Annotated in this window: 12 protein-coding genes, 2 rRNA genes and 1 pseudogene; 11 read left to right on the top strand and 4 right to left on the bottom strand. The window is 57.9% G+C overall.

The genetic code is table 11. From position 1 onward, the window contains the following. The first annotated feature begins 38 nt into the window (after positions 1-38). From atpE to glmU, 9 genes are all read left to right on the top strand, one after another. Complete coding sequence (gene atpE, locus ELE36_RS02085; RefSeq protein WP_129831513.1) at positions 39-317, top strand: F0F1 ATP synthase subunit C; 279 nt, start codon at positions 39-41, stop codon at positions 315-317. Between the two features lie 122 nt (positions 318-439). Continuing rightward, entirely contained in the window at positions 440-910 is a 471-nt protein-coding gene (locus ELE36_RS02080) for a F0F1 ATP synthase subunit B (RefSeq protein WP_129831512.1), read from the top strand. Between the two features lie 3 nt (positions 911-913). Continuing rightward, positions 914-1447 (top strand): F0F1 ATP synthase subunit delta, encoded by a 534-nt coding sequence (locus tag ELE36_RS02075; protein ID WP_129831511.1) that lies wholly within the window; start codon positions 914-916, stop codon positions 1445-1447. Positions 1448-1543: 96 nt separating this feature from the next. Beyond that, complete coding sequence (gene atpA, locus ELE36_RS02070) at positions 1544-3091, top strand: F0F1 ATP synthase subunit alpha (protein ID WP_129831510.1); 1548 nt, start codon at positions 1544-1546, stop codon at positions 3089-3091. Positions 3092-3197: 106 nt separating this feature from the next. Continuing rightward, positions 3198-4061, top strand: coding sequence for a F0F1 ATP synthase subunit gamma (gene atpG, locus ELE36_RS02065; protein ID WP_129831509.1), 864 nt, complete (start codon positions 3198-3200; stop codon positions 4059-4061). 42 nt (positions 4062-4103) lie between these two features. Then, positions 4104-5492 (top strand): F0F1 ATP synthase subunit beta, encoded by a 1389-nt coding sequence (atpD, locus tag ELE36_RS02060; protein WP_129831508.1) that lies wholly within the window; start codon positions 4104-4106, stop codon positions 5490-5492. Positions 5493-5568: 76 nt separating this feature from the next. Beyond that, positions 5569-5991, top strand: coding sequence for a F0F1 ATP synthase subunit epsilon (locus ELE36_RS02055; RefSeq protein ID WP_129831507.1), 423 nt, complete (start codon positions 5569-5571; stop codon positions 5989-5991). A gap of 136 nt (positions 5992-6127) precedes the next feature. Further along, positions 6128-6772, top strand: coding sequence for a UPF0149 family protein (locus ELE36_RS02050; protein ID WP_165371433.1), 645 nt, complete (start codon positions 6128-6130; stop codon positions 6770-6772). 43 nt (positions 6773-6815) lie between these two features. Beyond that, the gene (glmU, locus tag ELE36_RS02045; protein ID WP_129831505.1) at positions 6816-8183 is read left to right on the top strand and encodes a bifunctional UDP-N-acetylglucosamine diphosphorylase/glucosamine-1-phosphate N-acetyltransferase GlmU; all 1368 of its coding nucleotides are present in this window, start codon (positions 6816-6818) and stop codon (positions 8181-8183) included. A 64-nt stretch (positions 8184-8247) separates the two neighbouring features. On the opposite strand, the gene ELE36_RS02040 is transcribed toward glmU, so the two are convergent. Next, a complete protein-coding gene (locus tag ELE36_RS02040) occupies positions 8248-9813 on the bottom strand; it encodes a choice-of-anchor Q domain-containing protein (protein ID WP_129831504.1) in 1566 nt (521 codons plus the stop codon). Between the two features lie 152 nt (positions 9814-9965). On the opposite strand from ELE36_RS02040, the gene glmS reads away from it, so the two are divergent. Next, positions 9966-11798: a glutamine--fructose-6-phosphate transaminase (isomerizing) gene (gene glmS, locus ELE36_RS02035; RefSeq protein ID WP_129831503.1), complete on the top strand. Its 1833-nt coding sequence runs from the start codon at positions 9966-9968 to the stop codon at positions 11796-11798. Positions 11799-11906: 108 nt separating this feature from the next. Here the strand turns inward: glmS and ELE36_RS02030 are convergent. Continuing rightward, positions 11907-12854 (bottom strand): annotated as a pseudogene (locus tag ELE36_RS02030) (integrase core domain-containing protein). Positions 12855-12970: 116 nt separating this feature from the next. On the opposite strand from ELE36_RS02030, the gene ELE36_RS20920 reads away from it, so the two are divergent. Then, a complete protein-coding gene (locus ELE36_RS20920; protein WP_277987062.1) occupies positions 12971-13078 on the top strand; it encodes a 2OG-Fe dioxygenase family protein in 108 nt (35 codons plus the stop codon). Positions 13079-13171: 93 nt separating this feature from the next. Here ELE36_RS20920 and rrf read toward each other — a convergent pair. Together rrf and ELE36_RS02015 are read right to left on the bottom strand one after the other, a co-directional pair. Continuing rightward, positions 13172-13286: ribosomal RNA gene (gene rrf, locus ELE36_RS02020) — 5S ribosomal RNA — on the bottom strand. 124 nt (positions 13287-13410) lie between these two features. Further along, a 23S ribosomal RNA gene (locus tag ELE36_RS02015) occupies positions 13411-16291 on the bottom strand. Between the last annotated feature and the right edge of the window lie 136 nt (positions 16292-16427).

Below are 16427 nucleotides of genomic sequence, written 5' to 3'. Positions count from 1 at the left end.
TGTCCAATCCACTTTTGAATTTCGTTTAGGAGAACATCATGGAACAGTCCGTCGCTCTCATTCAGGCTTACACCGCTCTCGGTATCGGCCTCATCATCGGTCTCGGTGCTATCGGTGCCTGTATTGGTATCGGCATCATGGGTTCGAAGTTCCTCGAGTCGGCCGCGCGCCAGCCTGAGCTCGTACCGATGCTGCAGGGTCGCATGTTCCTGCTCGCTGGCCTGATCGACGCCGCGTTCCTGATCGGTGTTGCATTGGCGATGTTCTTCGGTATCGCCAATCCGCTACTGTCGGCGCTGAAAGGTCTCGCACACTAAAATCGTTTCGAACGATGCCGCGCCGACAATAAATTGTCGCGTGACATCACCACGAACTTTCGCTCGCGCCACATTGGCACGGCGGCAGTTTTGACCCGCAGCCGTATTGAGGAGTCGTCGCAATGAATGTCAATGCGACTCTGTTTGGCCAGATGATCGTTTTCGCGATCCTGATCTGGTTCAGCATGAAGTTCATCTGGCCGCCGCTGATGGCAGCCATCGAAGATCGTCAGAAAAAGATCGCCGAAGGTTTGGCTGCCGCAGATCGCGCGCAGTCCGAGCTTAAAGACGCCGATGCCCGTGTTGCGGACGAAATCCGCAAGGCGCGTATCGACGCATCGGCAATTATCGACAAGGCCAATCAGCAGGCCAACCAGATCGTCGACAAGGCCAAGCAGGATGCGATCGCCGAAGGCAGTCGGCAGAAAGCCAGCGCCGAAGCCGAGATCGAAAACATGGCGCACCGCGCGAAAGAACAGCTGCGTGCTCAAGTCGCACAACTGGCTGTCAGCGGCGCGTCGAAGATCATCCAGCGCGAAATCAATGCCGATACGCACAAGGCACTGATCGACCAGCTGGTTACCGAGCTTTAAGTCATGAGCGAAGCGCTTACTCTGGCCCGCCCGTACGCCCGCGCCGCTTTCGAGCTCGCGAGTGGCGCCAAGGCATTGGCCGAATGGTCGCGCAATCTCGGTTTTGCGGCGCAAGTGGCTGCCGATCCGCGCGTGCACAGCTTGAACGGCGATCCGCGCATTGCCGCGAACGATCTCACCAGCTTGTTTCTGCCCGCAGAAACTTCGGGGGATTCGGCGTTTGGCAATTACATCCGGCTACTCGCGGAGAACGGTCGCTTGAGCCTGTTGCCCGAGATCGCCGCGATCTTCGAAGTGCTGAAGCACGACGCCGAACGCATACTCAAGGTGAGCGTGCGCTCGGCGACAGCGATCGATCCGGCCCAAGTCAGCAGTCTCAAGGCCGCACTGAGCAAGCGTTTTAATCGCGAGATCGAACTCGAGCAGAAACTCGATGCCACGGTCATCGGCGGCGCCATCATTGATGCCGGTGATGTCGTGATCGACGGTTCGGTGGCGGGTCGCCTGCAACGTCTGAGCAGCGCGCTGGCGCATTAATTTTTGAATTGTAGGGCGGGCTTTTGCTCGCCAGTTTGGCGTTATACCAAATCCTCTGGCGGATCTGCGGATTCGCCCTACGCAACGGGAAAGACCATGCAAAGCACACTCAACCCCTCCGAAATCAGCGAGCTGATCAAGAACCGCATCGAAAACTTCAAGCTCGCTTCGGAAGCACGCAACGAAGGCACGATTACCTCGGTATCCGACGGTATTGCCCGCATCCACGGCCTGGCCGACGTGATGCAGGGCGAGATGATCGAATTCCCTGACAACACCTACGGCCTCGCGCTGAACCTCGAGCGCGACTCGGTCGGCTCGGTGGTGCTCGGCAAGTACGGCCATCTGCGCGAAGGCGACGTGGTCAAGACCACCGGCCGCATTCTGGAAGTGCCGGTCGGCCCTGCATTGCTTGGCCGCGTGGTCGATGCACTCGGCAATCCGATCGATGGTGCCGGTCCGATCGCCACCACCGAAACTTCGCCGATCGAAAAAGTCGCGCCCGGCGTGATCTGGCGCAAGTCGGTCGATCAGCCGGTGCAGACCGGTTTGAAATCGATCGATGCGATGGTGCCGATCGGTCGCGGTCAGCGCGAGCTGATCATCGGCGATCGCCAGACCGGCAAGACCGCGGTGGCGATCGATACGATCATCAACCAGAAAGGTACCGGCATCAAATGTATCTACGTCGCGATCGGCCAGAAGGCCAGCTCGATCGCCAACGTGGTGCGCAAGCTCGAAGAACACGGCGCACTTGCGCACACGATCATCGTTGCGGCGACCGCGTCGGAATCGGCCGCGATGCAGTTCATCGCGCCCTACTCCGGTTGTGCGATGGGAGAATACTTCCGTGACCGCGGCGAAGACGCCCTGATCATTTATGACGATCTGACCAAGCAAGCTTGGGCCTATCGTCAGGTGTCGCTGTTGCTGAAGCGTCCGCCGGGTCGTGAAGCGTATCCGGGCGACGTGTTCTATTTACATTCCCGCCTGCTCGAACGTGCGGCTCGCGTGAACGAGGAATACGTCGAGAACTTCACCAAGGGCGCCGTGAAAGGCAAGACCGGTTCGTTGACCGCGTTGCCAATCATCGAAACCCAGGCCGGTGACGTTTCGGCATTCGTGCCGACCAACGTGATTTCGATCACCGACGGCCAGATCTTCCTCGAAACCGATCTGTTTAACGCAGGTATTCGTCCCGCAATCAACGCCGGCGTTTCGGTGTCGCGAGTCGGTGGTGCCGCGCAGACCAAGATCATCAAGAAGCTCGGCGGCGGTGTGCGTCTGGCGCTCGCGCAGTACCGCGAACTCGCGGCGTTTGCGCAGTTCGCGTCGGATCTCGACGAGACCACACGCAAGCAGCTCGAACGCGGCCAGCGCGTAACCGAACTGATGAAGCAGAAGCAGTATTCGCCGCTGACCGTGGCCGATATGGCGCTGTCGTTGTACGCGGTCGACAAGGGTTACATGGACGACCTGCCGATGGCGCAGATCCTGCCGTTCGAGAAGGCACTGCACGATTTCGTCAACCAGAACAACAAGGCATGGATGGAAGATCTCACGCGCACCGGTAACTGGAACGACGAGATCGAAGGCGTTTTCAAGAAAGCCCTGGTCGAGTTCAAGAAGACTGGTAGCTGGTAAAACTTCAGGCATCGGTCGAATTCATCTCGACCGACGCCGATTCGATTCACCGATACGCAAGATGCCGGGCTAAACGCTCGACTCACGCAGACGCAAGGTTGTTGACATGGCAGGCGCCAGAGAAATCCGCACCAAGATCAAGAGCGTGCAAAACACCCGCAAGGTGACGCGCGCGCTGGAAATGGTCTCGGCCAGCAAGATCCGCAAAGCGCAGGACCTCATGAAGGCCTCGCGTCCGTACGCGCGCCTGATGCGTCAGGTGATCGGCCACGTCGCGCGCGCCAACACCGAATACAAGCATCCGTTTTTGGTCGAGCGCAAGGAAATCAGGCGCGTCGGTTATCTCGTGGTATCGACCGATCGCGGTTTGTGCGGCGGCCTCAACTCGAACCTGTTCCGCCGTATTCTCGCGGAGATTCGCGACTGGCAGACCAAGGGCGTCGAAGTCGATGTCGTCACGATCGGCAACAAGGCCAACGCGTTTTTCAAACGCCTCAAGGTGAACCTGATCGGCAGCGTTTCGCAACTCGGCGAGAAACCGCAGGTCGCGCAGCTGATCGGCGTGATCAAGGTCATGCTGGATAGCTACAGCGATGGTCGCATCGATCGCCTCAGCCTGGCCTACAACGACTTCATCAATACGATGTCGCAGAAGCCGACGCTGGATGTATTGCTGCCGTTGCCGCCATCGGATGAACTGAGCAATACCCACGACTGGGATTACATCTACGAACCGGGTGCCGATGTCGTGCTCGAACACGTCTTGACGCGTTATGTCGAGTCACTGGTGTATCAGGCCACGCTGGAAAATCTGGCCAGTGAACATGCCGCGCGCATGGTTGCAATGAAGAGCGCGTCGGACAATGCCAGCAAGGCGATCGAAACGCTGAACCTGATTTACAACAAGGCGCGTCAGGCCGCGATCACGCAAGAAATTTCTGAAATCGTCAGCGGCGCAGCAGCGGTTTAACCGCATCGCGCGACGACATTATTTATTTTTGAGGATAGAACAATGAGCCAGGGCAAAATCGTTCAGATCATCGGCGCCGTCGTCGACGTGGAATTTCCGCGCGAGTCCGTGCCGAAAGTGTACGACGCGCTAACCGTCGCCAACACCGAAATCACGCTGGAAGTTCAACAACAGCTGGGTGACGGCGTGGTGCGTACGATTGCGCTTGGTTCGACCGACGGACTCAAGCGCAACTTGATCGCGACCAACACCGGCGAAGGCATCAAGGTGCCGGTCGGTACGCAAACGCTCGGTCGCATCATGGATGTGCTCGGTCGTCCGATCGACGAAGCCGGCCCGATCGGCGAGACCGATCGCTGGACCATCCATCGCAGCGCACCGCGTTATGAAGATCTCGCACAGAGCAACGATCTGCTCGAAACCGGCATCAAGGTCATAGACCTGATGTGCCCGTTCGCCAAGGGCGGCAAGGTCGGCCTGTTCGGCGGCGCCGGCGTCGGCAAGACCGTCAACATGCTTGAGCTGATCCGCAACATCGCGATCGAGCACAGTGGTTATTCGGTGTTCGCCGGTGTGGGTGAACGTACCCGCGAAGGCAACGATTTCTACCACGAAATGAAAGATTCCAACGTGCTCGACAAGGTCGCGCTCGTATACGGCCAGATGAACGAGCCGCCGGGCAACCGCCTGCGCGTCGCGCTGACCGGTTTGACGATGGCTGAATACTTCCGCGACGAAGGCCGCGACGTATTGTTCTTCGTCGACAATATTTATCGCTACACCTTGGCCGGTACCGAAGTATCTGCGCTGCTTGGCCGTATGCCATCCGCCGTGGGTTATCAGCCGACCTTGGCCGAAGAAATGGGCGTGCTGCAGGAGCGCATCACTTCGACCAAGACTGGCTCGATCACCTCGATCCAGGCCGTGTACGTGCCCGCGGATGACTTGACCGATCCGTCGCCGGCGACCACCTTCGGCCATTTGGATGCGACCGTCGTATTGTCGCGCCAGATCGCTTCGCTCGGTATTTACCCAGCGGTCGATCCGCTCGACTCCACCAGCCGCCAGCTCGATCCGCTGGTCGTCGGCCAGGAACATTACGACATCGCGCGTCGCGTGCAGGGCACGTTGCAGCGTTACAAGGAATTGAAAGACATCATCGCGATTCTCGGCATGGACGAGTTGTCCGAAGAAGATCGCCAGATCGTGGCGCGCGCGCGCAAGGTCGAACGTTTCTTCTCGCAGCCGTTCTTCGTTGCCGAAGTGTTCACCGGTTCGCCGGGCAAATACGTGTCGCTGAAAGAAACCATCCGTGGTTTCAAGATGATCGTCGATGGCGAATGCGATGCATTGCCGGAACAGGCGTTCTACATGGTCGGCGGCATCGACGAAGCCTTCGAGAACGCGAAGAAACTCGCTGCCAAGGCGTGATCGAATAGTCGCCGCGCTGCAAACGCGCGGCGACATCTATCGCATTATCCGCGCCAAAAAATTGAGGAACTCGAACATGGCCACCATTCGTTGCGATATCGTCAGTGCCGAAAAAGAAATCTTCCACGGTGACGTGCAACTGGTCGTCGCCACGGGCGAACTCGGCGAACTCGGCATTGCGCCGCGCCACGCGCCGCTGATCACAAGACTCAAGCCCGGCCAGGTGCGCGTGACGATGGAAGGCGGCGAAGAACAGTCGTTCTATGTCTCCGGCGGCATTCTCGAAGTGCAGCCGCAAGTCGTGACGGTGCTTGCCGATACCGCGATCCGCGCCAAGGATCTCGATGAATCAGCCGCACGCAAGGCCAAGGAAGACGCCGAGCATCTGCTTGCAAATCGCACCGATGCGATCGAAGTCGCCGAGGCGCAAGTCCAGCTCGCTCAAGCGATCGCGCAGTTGCAGGCGCTGGAACGGCTGCGTCAGAATCTCAAGCACTGATCTGCTTTTCAATTCGCTGCACAAACGCCGGCCTCGTGCCGGCGTTTGTATTTGTACGCAGACAAAAATTTGGCCGCGACGTCTCGCGGGCATACAATCCTCACTTGCCGACATCGGCCCTGATGGAAATTCCCGTATGAGCAACACCCAAAATTTACATCTGCCATTGAGCGATAGCGAGCTCGACGAACTCGATACACTGCTGGAAAAATACGCTGTGCCGCATAACGGCATGAGCCTGGAAATGCTGGATGGTTTTCTTACCGCAGTCGTGTCCGGCCCGCAGGACGTCACCTCATCGGAATGGATCAATTTCATCTGGCAACTCGACGGCGAAGGCGCTGAACCGAGCTGGGAATCACCGCAACAGCTGGAACGTTTCATGGCGTTGGTCACACGTCATGCCAATGGTATCGTCCACGCTTTTGCTGCAGGCGACGAAGGATTCTCGCCGTTGATGTTCGATTTTGAAGGCGAAGACGGCAGCAATGAAATCCACGCCCAGGAATGGTGTCTCGGTTATGCGCGCGGCATTGATCTGCGTGCAGATGATTGGGCGCCGCTGCTGGATGATGTCGATTTCTCCGACGATTATGCGGCCGTCGAAATCCTCGCGTTCGGTCCCGGTGATGAGAAACTCGCGCATCTGCTGGAAAACCAGGAACAACGCGATGAACTGATCGAATCCGCCACCGATTTTGCGATCGACGCGCACGGCTGGTGGCAGGAACAACGCGCCGCCGAAATCGGACCACGCAGCGACAGTCCACGCCTGAACTGAGTCGCTTCCGAGCCATGTTTGATCGAATACGTCGGAGCTGTGCATGACCTCCCCGCTGCATGTCCTGATCCTCGCCGCCGGCGCGGGCAAGCGCATGCGCTCGGCCTTGCCGAAGGTGCTGATGCCGCTGGCCGGGCGCTCGATGCTGGCGCATGTGCTGGCCACGGCGCGGCAATTGAATCCGGCGGCGATTCACGTGATTTACGGCCATCGCGGTGATCAGGTTCAAGCTGCATTCGCCGATCAGGCCGATCTGCACTGGGTGCAGCAAATCGAACAAAACGGCACGGGCGATGCAGTGCGCAGCGCATTGCCCGCCGTTCCCGACAATGCCCGTGTGCTGGTGCTGTACGGCGATGTTCCGCTGCTGCGAGCGTCGACGTTGATACCGTTGCTCGATGAAACCGCACCACTTTCCGTGCTCGCCGCGAACATGTCCGATCCAACTGGTTACGGTCGCATCGTGCGCAACGATCACGGCCGCGTTGCCGCAATCGTCGAGGAGAAAGATGCGAATGCCGAACAGCGCGCGATCACGCTGATCAATACCGGCATCATCGCGGCCGACGCTGCGCGTCTGCGCGTATGGACAGCGCAGCTGCGAAACGACAATGCGCAACGCGAATATTTGCTGACCGACATTTTTGCGGCAGCGACGAACGATACTGACGCCGCCGCCTGCCATATCTGCACTGATGCAAATGAAGCCCTCGGCGCGAACGACGCCTGGCAGCTCGCGGGGCTGGAACGGCTGTTCCAATTGCGCGCGGCACGTGAGCTTTGCGAATCCGGCGTGCGCCTTGCCGATCCAGCGCGTTTCGACCTGCGCGGCACACTGCAGGCCGGGCACGATGTCGAGATCGATGTCGACGTCGTGCTCGAAGGTTTCAACGAGTTTGGCGATGGCGTGGAGATCGGGCCGTTCACACGAATCAGAAATTGTCGACTCGCGGCCGGCACCGTGGTGCGCGCTCATTGCGATCTCGATGGCGTGGTCACACTCGGCGCGTGCGGCATTGGCCCGTACGCACGTCTACGCCCTGGGACCGAACTCGCCGAAGGCGTACACATTGGAAATTTTGTAGAAGTAAAAAAATCCACAATTGGCAAAAAGTCGCGAGCCAATCATCTGAGTTATCTCGGTGATGCCACGATCGGGGCTGGCGTCAACATCGGCGCTGGCACCATCACCTGCAATTACGATGGCAGCAACAAGCATCAGACCGTGATCAAGGACGGCGCTTTCATCGGCTCGAACTCAGCGCTGGTCGCACCCGTCACGATCGGCGCCGAAGCTACCATCGGCGCCGGCTCGACCATCACGCGTGACGTAGCGGCGAGCGAACTTGCCGTGGCGCGCGCGCGGCAGACGTCGTACACGGGCTGGCATCGCCCCAAAAAAACGACCTGATACATCATTGTCGCCGCGAAATGCAGATGAAATGCAATCGCCGAGATGACACTGCGATGTGGTCTTATTCGTTGCCGCTGCAGCGTCGCCGCCACCCCAAAAATCCAAGCATCGCCGCGAGCAAACCCAAACCCCAAACTGATGCCGCCGGTATCTGCGCGGGAAGTGGCGCCACCAGTTTTTGCTGCGCCTCAAAAGCGCCGATATCAGCAGACGGACCGAACACGCGCGCAAACCCCGCTCCGCGCTGATCGTTCGCCAGGCCCTGCGCATTCGTGCCGGCATCCAAAGCGGGACTGCCCGCGGTTAATGCGTGCGTGCGTGTCGAGCCGCCATTCGCAGCGAGCGGCAACAAATGTGCGGAAGTTCTCAGTGTGCCGGGCGGCAACGTCACCGGAGATGTAATCGCGCCGATCAGACTGTTCGAACCACCGAGCGTGATCGGCGTGCTGGCGTAGATGTCAGCACTCGTTCCCGCGCCGACAGTATTGCCGCTGATGATCGTACTGAGCGTGGTCATGCTTTGCTGGCCCGGATTCAAAAACACGCCGCCACCGTCAAGCGCGGCTTGATTCGCGGTGAGCGTGTCGTTGTACAACACGAGATCGGTAAACACGCGCAGATGCAAACCACCGCCTATTCCGTTCTGCGCGCGGTTTCCCGAAATCGTGCTGTTGCTCAATATCAGCGAGTCTGCGAAAGCGGCTATTGCGCCCGCGCGACCGTACGAATAATTCGTATCGATAGTCGAGCCCGCGATCGTTCCGCCGTGCACGAGTACAATGCCACCGCCGATTTCGTATCCGCCGTTGCCGGGTTTGAGATTCCGCTGCGCGCTGTTGCCGCTAATCGTGCTGTTGGTCATGTCCAGCGTGTACAGGAATGCAGCTCCGCCAAACGCCGCGGTGAAATTGGTCGGGTGGGTACCAATTGCGATGCTATTCGAGATCGTGCTGTTAGACATGCCCAGACCATAAGCAAACACCGCACCGCCATAACTACCCTCGCCCTCGGCGCGGCAATGGTTAACGACCAAATCGGTGAACGCGAGATATGAGCCACTGGCGATACACCCACCTGCGCCGACATCAGTACCCGAGACGATTTTGCTGCCGTTGCTGACCGTCATTCCGCTCAGCGATAACGTGCCGTAACCGAAATGTGCAAACACACGATCCTGATGGTTGCCATCAATGGTCAGGCTATTCACGCCGGGGCCGACGATCGTCAGGTCATCGACGTTGATCGGAATCTGGCCCTGGGTCAGTGTAATCGTGCTGCAAGCGAGTGCACTCAGATCGATACTGTCACCACTCAACGCGGCCGCAACGATTGAACGCAAGCTTCCGACGCTGCCATCATCCGCACAATTCGTCGCGACTCTTGTGATCGGTTCATGCACTGTAGACGCGACCCGCAGCATCGCCATGCGCAGGCGTTCCTGATGCAGTTTCGAGGTCTGCGGCTGCCATAAAACAGCATCACTCGCTGCCCATTCGGCTGCGGCCGGATCTGTTTTCGCAGGCAATGTCTCGGCATTGCCGATGGCGCCACTCAATGCCAGCGCAATGCAGATCACCAGCGGTTTCGGAAAAACATTGGCCGGCGCAATGCCAAACTGTAGTTTCATGGTCGTATTCCTCAATTCGTCGGAGAACTTTAGCAGGCTAGGAATCTCGTGGCGCGCGGATATCGGCAAACCTCAGCGCATCTTGAGCCCCAGCAGATAAACTCCGCGTCTACATTCTGTTTTTTCAACGCGTTGCTGCCTGGATCTTGACCATGTGTGGAATTGTTGCCGCCGCTGCGCGACGTGATGTCGTCCCGACCCTGATCGCCGGATTGAAGGCGCTCGAATACCGCGGCTACGATTCTGCCGGTATCGCGTTGCTCACCGATAACGGCCTCACGCGCGTGCGCACCAAAGGCAAAGTCCGCGATCTCGAAACGCTGTATGCAACCCAACCCGTGCACGGCCACACCGGAATCGCACATACACGCTGGGCCACGCACGGTGCACCGGTGACGATGAATGCACATCCGATGGCGTCGCGCGATACCGTCGCAGTAGTACACAACGGCATCATCGAAAACCACGACGAGTTGCGTAGCGAGTTGCGCGCGCTCGGGTTTGTCTTCACCAGCGAAACCGATACCGAAGTCATCGCGCATCTGGTTGAGCATCATCACAGCCAGGGATTGAGCCTGCTCGAATCGGTACAGCGCACGATCGCGCGACTGCATGGCGCGTATGCCATTGCGGTGATGTCGTTGCGCGAACCCGGGCGCGTGATCGGCGCGCGACGCGGCAGTCCGATGGTGGTCGGCTTGAGCGACGACGAACAATTCATCGCCTCCGATATTCACGCGCTGTTGCCGGTAACGCGCCGTTTTATTTATCTCGATGAAGGCGATGTCGCCGAGGTCAACATCGATCAGGTGCGCGTGTTTGATGCCCAAGGCCAGCAGGTCGAGCGCACCGTCAAGCAGGCGCACTTTTCCGCCGACGCGGTCGAGCGCGGCGAATATCGCCATTACATGCTCAAGGAAATCCACGAGCAACCGCAGGCGATTGCCGATACGCTCGAAGGGCGTCTCAGCGGCGGTCATATTCTCACCGAAATCTTCGGCGTCGGTGCGCGTGAATTGTTGACGCGCACACGTGCGGTGCAGATCGTCGCGTGCGGTTCGAGTTATCACGCCGCACTGATCGCGCGTTACTGGATCGAAGCGTTTGCAGGCTTGCCGTGCATCGTCGAAATCGCTTCGGAATATCGTTACCGGCAAAGCGTGGTCATGCCCGATAGTCTGCTGGTCACGGTGTCGCAGTCCGGCGAAACTGCCGATACGCTAGCCGCGCTAAAACTCGCCAAGACGCGCGGTTATCTGAGCGAACTGGCGATCTGCAACGTGCCGGAATCCTCGATCGTACGCGAATCGAAACTCAGCCTGATGACCCGTGCCGGCCCCGAAATCGGCGTCGCCTCGACCAAGGCGTTCACCACACAACTAGTGGCACTCGCGCTGCTTGCACTGGAATTGGGGCGGCATCATGGCCTCGACAACGCGCGTTACGAAGCGCTGGTCAAACAACTGGAAACGCTGCCCGGCGCGCTGCGCGGCGTGCTCACGCTGGACGGAGCGATCAAGCAGATGGCGCAACATTTCGTGAGCAAGCAGCACGCACTTTTCCTCGGTCGCGGCACGCAGTTTCCGATCGCGATGGAAGGCGCGCTCAAGCTCAAGGAAATTTCGTACATCCATGCCGAGGCGTATCCGGCCGGCGAGCTCAAGCACGGCCCGCTCGCGCTGGTCGATGAGGACATGCCGGTGATCGCAGTCGCGCCGAATGATCATCTGCTGGAAAAACTGAAATCCAATATCGAGGAAGTCCGCGCCCGCGGCGCCGAACTTTACGTGCTCGCCGACGAGGACGTAGCGCACGGCATGACGCGCGATCGTGATCACCTCATCACCGTGCCGCGCTGCGGCGAACTGATCGCACCGATCGTATTCACGGTGCCGTTGCAGCTACTCGCCTACCACGTCGCCGTACTGCGCGGCACCGACGTGGATCAACCGCGCAATCTGGCAAAAAGCGTGACTGTGGAATAAGACCAGTTCCGACGTCCCCCCGCTTTGAGTAGCGACCAGCTTTAGAGTCCGGTGGTTATTGACCCACCCCCATTTTCCGGACCGGCAGTCGATAGAGAATTCGACCTTCTACTGCTCCTGCGATTTCGCTTGGGCCTCGTGTTCACGGGCGAATTCCGCAGGTGTCTTCCACCCAATGGCAGAGTGGGGTCGCTCCTCGTTGTAGAAGCGTCGCCACGCGTCGATCTTGCGCCTGGCGTCGTCCAGTGACAAGAACCAATGCTCGTTCAGGCACTCCTGACGAAACCGCCCGTTGAAGCTTTCGACCAGCGCGTTGTCAGTCGGCGTGCCACGGCGAGAGAAGTCGAGCTCAACGCCGTTTTCATAGGCCCACTGGTCCATGACCTTGCCCGCGAACTCACTGCCACAGCGCATCGCTGACAAAATGCATGCCCCACAGATCGTTCGCCGCGAACGTTTCCGTGCGTGGCTGACGGCGCTGACCACTGCGACTGCGGTGAGGGCGACAGTGCCGTAAAGAAAGCCCTTCGGCCTTGTAAACACGATGCACGCGCTTGTGATTGTCGCGCCATCCCTCGCGGCGAAGCATCGCGAATATCCGCTCGCAGCCGTAATGAATCCGGCTCGATGCGATCTGCCGAATACGCATTCGCAGCCCGCTGCAATCGCATGCCTTTGCGGCATAGGTCAGTGAGGACCGAGAGATCAACATGATTTTGCAGGCGCATCGCTCACTGACGCCAAAGCGATCTTGCAGCTGACCTACACAGTCGCGCTTCTGGGCGGCCCTCAAAGTTTTTTTGCGACCACCTCCTGCAGCATGGCCTTGTCCAGACTCAAGTCAGCCACAAGCTGCTTGAGCTTTCGGTTGTCCTCTTCCAACTGGCGCAGGCGCCTGAGCTCCGAGGGGCCGAGGCCACCGTATTTCTTCTTCCAGACATAGAACGTGGCTTCCGACACACCCATCTTGCGGCAAATCTCGGCAACTGCGGTCCCGAGTTCGGACTGCTTCAATGCATACGCAATCTGCTCTTCGGTAAAACGCGACTTCTTCACGGCATGACTCCCATCAGGCACGGGTCCCATTCTGCCGAAATCCTTTACTTACCCCCGGCCCAGTTTTCAGGGGGTGGGTCAGATGCTATGGAAATCCACGGGATGAGCTGACACCGTTGCTGGATGACGGCCGTGTGTATCACGGCGTGACGGCAGTGCAGGCGCTGGATCCAAGAGAAGCAGCGTATCGGGATGTGCTGGTGGTGACATTGCGACGGACCTGATGGCTGCCTGATCGTCGGATGGCGCATTTCAGTCCGGGATATGAGGCAACAAAAAAGCCCCCCATTGCTGGGAGGCTTTTTTGTTGAATAGGGCCCTGGCAGTGACCTACTCTCGCATGGCTTAAGCCACACTACCATCGGCGCGGGTGCGTTTCACTTCCGAGTTCGAGATGGGATCGGGTGGTACCACACTGCTATGTCCGCCAGGGAGGCGGTCGAGCGAGTCGCAGTTATGCGCCTCACTACATTAGGGACTTGGGACGTAATAAGTTGGTTTGGTTAACTCTTTCGGCACTTACATGCATTTTGAGGCAGAGGCAGCTTGAGGTTATATGATCAAGCCTCACGGATCATTAGTACAGGTTAGCTCGGCATTGCTGCGATACACACCCTGCCTATCAACCTCCTAGTCTAGAAGGTTCCTTTAGGGAGCTTAAAGCTCCGGGAGATCTCATCTTGAGGCGCGCTTCCCGCTTAGATGCTTTCAGCGGTTATCGTTTCCGTATTTAGCTACCCGGCAATGCCACTGGCGTGACAACCGGAACACCAGAGATACGTCCACTCCGGTCCTCTCGTACTAGGAGCAGCCCCTCTCAAATCTCCAACGCCCACGACAGATAGGGACCGAACTGTCTCACGACGTTCTGAACCCAGCTCGCGTACCACTTTAAATGGCGAACAGCCATACCCTTGGGACCGGCTACAGCCCCAGGATGTGATGAGCCGACATCGAGGTGCCAAACACCGCCGTCGATATGAACTCTTGGGCGGTATCAGCCTGTTATCCCCGGAGTACCTTTTATCCGTTGAGCGATGGCCCTTCCATACAGAACCACCGGATCACTATGACCTACTTTCGTACCTGCTTGATCCGTCGATCTCGCAGTCAAGCACGCTTATGCCATTACACACATTGCACGATGTCCGACCGTGCTGAGCGTACCTTCGTGCTCCTCCGTTACTCTTTGGGAGGAGACCGCCCCAGTCAAACTACCCACCATACACGGTCCCTGACCCGGATTACGGGCCTAGGTTAGAACGTCAAGCACTTCAGGGTGGTATTTCAAGGTTGGCTCCATGCAAGCTAGCGCCTGCACTTCAAAGCCTCCCACCTATCCTACACAGAAGAACTCAACGTTCAGTGTAAAGCTATAGTAAAGGTTCACGGGGTCTTTCCGTCTTGCCGCGGGAACGCTGCATCTTCACAGCGATTTCAATTTCACTGAGTCTCGGGTGGAGACAGCGCCGCTGTCGTTACGCCATTCGTGCAGGTCGGAACTTACCCGACAAGGAATTTCGCTACCTTAGGACCGTTATAGTTACGGCCGCCGTTTACTGGGGCTTCGATCAAGAGCTTCGCCTTGCGGCTGACCCCATCAATTAACCTTCCAGCACCGGGCAGGCGTCACACCCTATACGTCCACTTTCGTGTTTGCAGAGTGCTGTGTTTTTGATAAACAGTCGCAGCGGCCTGGTCACTGCGGCCCAAAACTGCTCAGCTACGCATGTAGCCACAGTTCTGGGCGCACCTTCTCCCGAAGTTACGGTGCTATGTTGCCTAGTTCCTTCACCCGAGTTCTCTCAAGCGCCTTGGGATTCTCACCCTGCCTACCTGTGTCGGATTGCGGTACGGTCTGCGTGACCTGAAGCTTAGAGGATTTTCCTGGAAGCGTGGTGTCAGTGACTTCGTCCAATAAGGACTCGTATCAGTGCTCGGCGTATGAACTCCCGGATTTGCCTAAGAGTTCCGCCTACCTCCTTTCCCCAGGACAACCAACGCCTGGTACACCTAACCTTCTCCGTCTCCCCATCGCAGTCACGCGAGGTGCTGGAATATTAACCAGCTTTCCATCGACTACGCATTTCTGCCTCGCCTTAGGGACCGACTTACCCTGCGCCGATGAACGTTGCGCTAGGAAACCTTGGGCTTTCGGCGGGGGGGCTTTTCACCCCCCTTATCGTTACTCATGTCAGCATTCGCACTTCTGATACCTCCAGCAAGCCTTACAACTTGCCTTCGCAGGCGTACAGAACGCTCCTCTACCGCTTATTCTTACGAATAAACCCGTAGCTTCGGTACATGGCTTAGCCCCGTTAAATCTTCCGCGCGGGCCGACTCGACCAGTGAGCTATTACGCTTTCTTTAAAGGGTGGCTGCTTCTAAGCCAACCTCCTGGCTGTTTTAGCCTTCCTACATCGTTTCCCACTGAGCCATGATTTTGGGACCTTAGCTGACGGTCTGGGTTGTTTCCCTTTTCACGACGGACGTTCGCACCCGCCGTGTGTCTCCCGTGCTCGCACGTGCTGGTATTCGGAGTTTGCCATGGGTTGGTAAGTCGTGATGACCCCCTAGCCATAACAGTGCTCTACCCCCAGCAGTGATACACGAGGCGCTACCTAAATAGCTTTCGAGGAGAACCAGCTATCTCTGAGTTTGTTTAGCCTTTCACTCCTATCCACAGCTCATCCCCATCTTTTTCAACAGATGTGAGTTCGGGCCTCCAGTGCGTGTTACCGCACCTTCACCCTGGCCATGGATAGATCACTCAGTTTCGGGTCTACGCCGTGCGACTATGCGCCCTATTCAGACTCGGTTTCCCTTCGCCTCCCCTAGACGGTTAAGCTCGCCACACAACGTAAGTCGCTGACCCATTATACAAAAGGTACGCAGTCACTCCACGAAGGAGCTTCCACTGCTTGTACGCATACGGTTTCAGGATCTATTTCACTCCCCTCACCGGGGTTCTTTTCGCCTTTCCCTCACGGTACTGGTTCACTATCGGTCGGTAAGTAGTATTTAGCCTTGGAGGATGGTCCCCCCATGTTCAGACAGGGTTTCACGTGCCCCGCCCTACTCATTTATCATCGACTAAGCCCTTTTGCGTACCGGGCTATCACCGTCTATGGCTGCACTTTCCAGAGCATTCCACTAGAACTTAATCGACTTTTGGGCTAATCCCCGTTCGCTCGTCACTACTTGGGGAATCTCGGTTGATTTCTTTTCCTCGAGGTAATGAGATATTTCAGTTCCCTCGGTTCGCTTCCATACCCTATGTATTCAGATACAGATACCCATTGCTGGGTGGGTTTCCCCATTCGGACATCCCCGGATCAAAGCTTGTTGCCAGCTCCCCGAGGCTTTTCGCAGGCTGCCACGTCCTTCTTCGCCTCTTACCGCCAAGGCATCCACCGTATGCGCTTATTCGCTTGACCATATAACCTCAATCTGCCTCCATGGATTCCTCCATCAAGCCACCTGAAGCTACTGGCCTCATTCGCCTATGCCTCAAAACGACACGTAAGCAGCTCGTTAGAGCCCCAAACGCTTATTACGTCCCAAGTTGTCAAA

The organism is Pseudolysobacter antarcticus (genome assembly GCF_004168365.1).
GTDB classification, from domain to species: domain Bacteria; phylum Pseudomonadota; class Gammaproteobacteria; order Xanthomonadales; family Rhodanobacteraceae; genus Pseudolysobacter; species Pseudolysobacter antarcticus.
The sequence above is the reverse complement of the archived record's forward strand: the minus strand, read 5'-3'. Positions and strand labels throughout refer to the sequence as shown.

Bases quoted from the DNA above. Each gene is read 5' to 3' on its own strand.
- ELE36_RS02040 (WP_129831504.1), bottom strand. From the start codon at position 9,813: ATGAAACTACAGTTTGGCATTGCGCCGGCCAATGTTTTTCCGAAACCG.
- atpE (WP_129831513.1), top strand. From the start codon at position 39: ATGGAACAGTCCGTCGCTCTCATTCAGGCTTACACCGCTCTCGGTATC.
- ELE36_RS02080 (WP_129831512.1), top strand. From the start codon at position 440: ATGAATGTCAATGCGACTCTGTTTGGCCAGATGATCGTTTTCGCGATC.
- atpG (WP_129831509.1), top strand. From the start codon at position 3,198: ATGGCAGGCGCCAGAGAAATCCGCACCAAGATCAAGAGCGTGCAAAAC.
- ELE36_RS02055 (WP_129831507.1), top strand. From the start codon at position 5,569: ATGGCCACCATTCGTTGCGATATCGTCAGTGCCGAAAAAGAAATCTTC.
- ELE36_RS02075 (WP_129831511.1), top strand. From the start codon at position 914: ATGAGCGAAGCGCTTACTCTGGCCCGCCCGTACGCCCGCGCCGCTTTC.
- ELE36_RS02050 (WP_165371433.1), top strand. From the start codon at position 6,128: ATGAGCAACACCCAAAATTTACATCTGCCATTGAGCGATAGCGAGCTC.
- atpD (WP_129831508.1), top strand. From the start codon at position 4,104: ATGAGCCAGGGCAAAATCGTTCAGATCATCGGCGCCGTCGTCGACGTG.
- glmS (WP_129831503.1), top strand. From the start codon at position 9,966: ATGTGTGGAATTGTTGCCGCCGCTGCGCGACGTGATGTCGTCCCGACC.
- atpA (WP_129831510.1), top strand. From the start codon at position 1,544: ATGCAAAGCACACTCAACCCCTCCGAAATCAGCGAGCTGATCAAGAAC.
- glmU (WP_129831505.1), top strand. From the start codon at position 6,816: ATGACCTCCCCGCTGCATGTCCTGATCCTCGCCGCCGGCGCGGGCAAG.